Below are 3275 nucleotides of genomic sequence, written 5' to 3' on the forward strand. Positions count from 1 at the left end.
GCACGAACCCCTTGTAGGCCGGATCGCCAAAAAGCTCTTCCATGGCGTGGCTCATATCAATGTTTTGGGTTTTCGGCAATTGGAAGCTGCCTTCGCAGAACTCGGGTTCCTCGTCCTCACTTCCACACCTTCAGGGGGAGAGGAAGGAAGCCAAGATCGGAGAACGCGCCGCTCAGATCACTTCAAACACAAAAGTCTTCACCAGCGCATCCGGCTCGGCGATCGCATAGCAGCGGAACCACGGGCTTTCCTCGACCGGCCGCCATTTCCCAGTCTGCTCCAACTCATCGAACACCGCCTGGAAGCCGCCGCTCTCGAACACCCGGTCGCGCACGGTGAAGATCGCATGGCCGCCCTTGCGGGTGATGCGCACCAGTTCGTGCAGGCCTGTCGCCGGCGCATGGCTGATGGTGAACACGCCTGTCGAGAAGAAGGCGCGGAAATACCCGTCCGGCCACGGCAGCGGACCGCCCAGCATTGCCTGCTTCAGTTCGCTGTAGGCATTGCGGCTGCCGGCGATCTTCAGCATATCGTCCGAGAGGTCGAGCCCCGCAATGTCGCGGTAGCCGAGCGCATTCAGCGACGGTCCCGACAGGCCGGTGCCGCAGCCGGCATCGAGCAACGGGCCATCGCCCGCCGGCACATGGCGCGCCACCCAGGCGGTGATCAGGAAAGGCAGGAGGTAGCCGAGCGAGGCGGTCTCGCTGTCATAGGTCCCGGCCCATGCGGCATAGGCCTCTTCAAGCGCTTCCGGCGTGTCGGCCGTATAGACGGAATCCAGCGCCGCATTGGCTTTGTCGACGATCATGGGACCTCCTCAACGGGAATGCTCGGGGATCGTAGCGCTGCCTTGGCCGAAAAACTATTCCTCGTGCTGGCGGCGCAGCCGCCGTTCCAGCGCCCTGAGCGCCAGCGACAGGCCGACGGTCAGGATGAGGTAGATGTAGGCTGTTATCGAATAGGTCTCGAAGAAGCGAAAGGAGCCGGCGGCGTAGACCTTGCCCATCTGCGTGATGTCGGCAACGCCGAGCACCGAGACCAGCGAGGAATCCTTGACCAGTGCGACGAAATCATTGCCGAGGGGCGGCAGGATGGTGCGGATCGCCTGTGGAAACACGATGAGCCGGAAACGCTGCGCGCGGGTCAGCCCGAGCGCCTTCGCCGCTTCGATCTGGCCCTTCTCCACCGCCTGGATGCCGGCCCGGAAAACCTCCGAGATGAAAGCCGAATAGCCGATGGTCAGCGCCATGATGGCGCGCCACAACAGCGACACGTCGCGCACCAAAAGCTCGCCGAACAGGCCGGCGCTTTGCAGCGGCGCGGTCAGCGCGTTCCAGGCCGCGACGAAGGCCGGCGCGCCGGCAAAGGCGATCCAGAACAACAGCACCAGGATCGGCACGCCGCGGATGATCTCGACATAGAAGCGCGCGATCTGGCGCAGCCAGCGCGAACCCGACATTCCCATCAGCGCGATGCCGAGCCCAATGGCCGACGCCAGCACGAAGGCAATCACGGTGACGAAGATGGTGACGCCGATGCCCTTGGCGACCGTGGCGAACACCTGGGCATAGAGATTGCTGGTGGCGACGAAGACGGCCACCGCGATCGCGATGGTCACGGCCACGACGAGCCACCAGGGGAAGTCGGCTTTGGAGGAAGAGGCGGGAGGCATCAAAAGGATTGCGCCAAGGCAGCCCCCTCTGGCCTGCCGGCCATCTCCCCCTCAAGGGGGGAGATTGGCAGCTTCGTCGACGGCACTCTTTTTACAACTTTGGTGATTGGTGAAAGCGGAAAAAACAGCCAATCTCCCCCCTTGAGGGGGAGATGCCCGGCAAGGCAGAGGGGGGCGTTCAAGCGCGAAGTCAGTGCGAAATCACTGCCCCATCTTGTAATCAAGAAACCACTTCTTGTTCAGCGCATCGAACGTCCCGTCCGCCTTCAACGCCGCAATCGCCGCATTGACCGGCTTCACCAGGTCGGAACCCTTCGGGAAGATGAAGCCGAAATCCTCGGTGCCGAGCGGTCCGCCGATCAGCTTCAGCTTGCCCTCGGAGGCGTCGACATAGCCCTTCCCCGCGGTGCCGTCGGTCAAGACGACGTCAACGTCGCCGGATTTCAGTGCCTGCACCGTGGCGCCGAAGGTCTCGAACAGCTTGATGCGCGGGTTCTGCTCATTGCCGTCGAGCACGCTGTAGACGGCGGTGTAGAAGGGCGTGGTACCGGCCTGCGCGCCGATCAGCCCATCCTTGAAGGCGCCGAAGGTCTTGGCGTCGGTGAAACGGCTTTCATCGCCGCGCACCAGCATGAACTGTTCCGAGCGCATATAGGGGTCGGAGAAATCGACCTTCTCCTTGCGGTCGTCCTTGATGGTGATGCCGGTCATGCCGATGTTGTACTGGTTGTCGGAAACCGCCTGGATCATCGCGTCCCAGGATGTGTTCTGGTACTCGACGGCGAAATTCAGCCGCTTGGCGATCTCGTTCATCGCATCATATTCCCAGCCGATCTGCTTGCCGGTCTTGGCATCGATGAACTGCAGCGGCGGATAGGCGTTTTCGGTCACAACCACCACCTTTTTGCCGCCGAGGTCGGGCAGCGCCTGCGCAAAGGCGGCAACGGGTACCAGGACGAGGGCAAGCAGGCCTGCCAGCAGCAGTTTCGATTTGGTCATGACACACTCCCCGGAAATTGAAGGACCCGGGCACGGCCGGGCTTGTAGGAAAATCCGGCGCCGACTTTAGCTTTCCGCAAGCGTCATGCAAGACGGTCCGCTGCGTCAGCGCGCGCGAAAAGGGATTCCGATGCCTTCATTTCCGGGATTCAGGAATGAACGGTGTCGCGGCAGCGATCAGCTCCGCTTCACGATGCCGGCATCCGCCTTGCGCAAGCCGGAGACGAACCGTGTCAGCGTGCGGTGCAGGGATTTCAACTCGTCGGCATCCAGCGGCAGGTTGCAAAGCATCGCCGCCGGCACGCTTTTGGCCTGCTCACGCAACGCTTGTCCCTTCGCTGTCGGCTCGACCAGAACCCGGCGCTCGTCGGCGGGGTCGCGCCGGCGTGTGACCAGGCCACCGGCCTCCAGCCGCTTGAGCAGCGGCGTCAGCGTCGCCGAATCCAGCCCGAGCGCTTCGCCAAGCTCGCCGACCGTGCTTGGAGCCCGTTCCCAGAGCGCCAACATGGCCAGATATTGCGGATAGGTCAGGCCGAGCGGATCGAGCAGCGGGCGGTAGAGCTTCGTCATCAGCCCGCTTGCCGAATAGAGCGCGAAGCAGAGC

At 63.0% G+C, this 3275-nt stretch carries 4 protein-coding genes; all 4 read right to left on the bottom strand.

Annotated features, from left to right (window positions below; translation table 11 throughout):
• Nucleotides 1-172: 172 nt before the first annotated feature.
• The gene (locus EN879_RS29245; protein ID WP_063169534.1) at nt 173-808 is read right to left on the bottom strand and encodes a class I SAM-dependent methyltransferase; all 636 of its coding nucleotides are present in this window, start codon (nt 806-808) and stop codon (nt 173-175) included.
• A 54-nt stretch (nt 809-862) separates the two neighbouring features.
• Nucleotides 863-1672, bottom strand: a complete 810-nt coding sequence (locus EN879_RS29250; RefSeq protein WP_027163295.1) for an amino acid ABC transporter permease — start codon at nt 1670-1672, stop codon at nt 863-865.
• Between the two features lie 201 nt (nt 1673-1873).
• Nucleotides 1874-2671: a transporter substrate-binding domain-containing protein gene (locus EN879_RS29260; protein ID WP_013528864.1), complete on the bottom strand. Its 798-nt coding sequence runs from the start codon at nt 2669-2671 to the stop codon at nt 1874-1876.
• Between the two features lie 177 nt (nt 2672-2848).
• Nucleotides 2849-3275: MarR family transcriptional regulator (locus EN879_RS29265; RefSeq protein WP_164774645.1), on the bottom strand; the 427-nt coding region annotated here is incomplete at its 5' end.

This window comes from Mesorhizobium sp. M7A.F.Ca.AU.002.02.1.1 (assembly GCF_003998535.1).
Lineage (GTDB): Bacteria > Pseudomonadota > Alphaproteobacteria > Rhizobiales > Rhizobiaceae > Mesorhizobium > Mesorhizobium ciceri.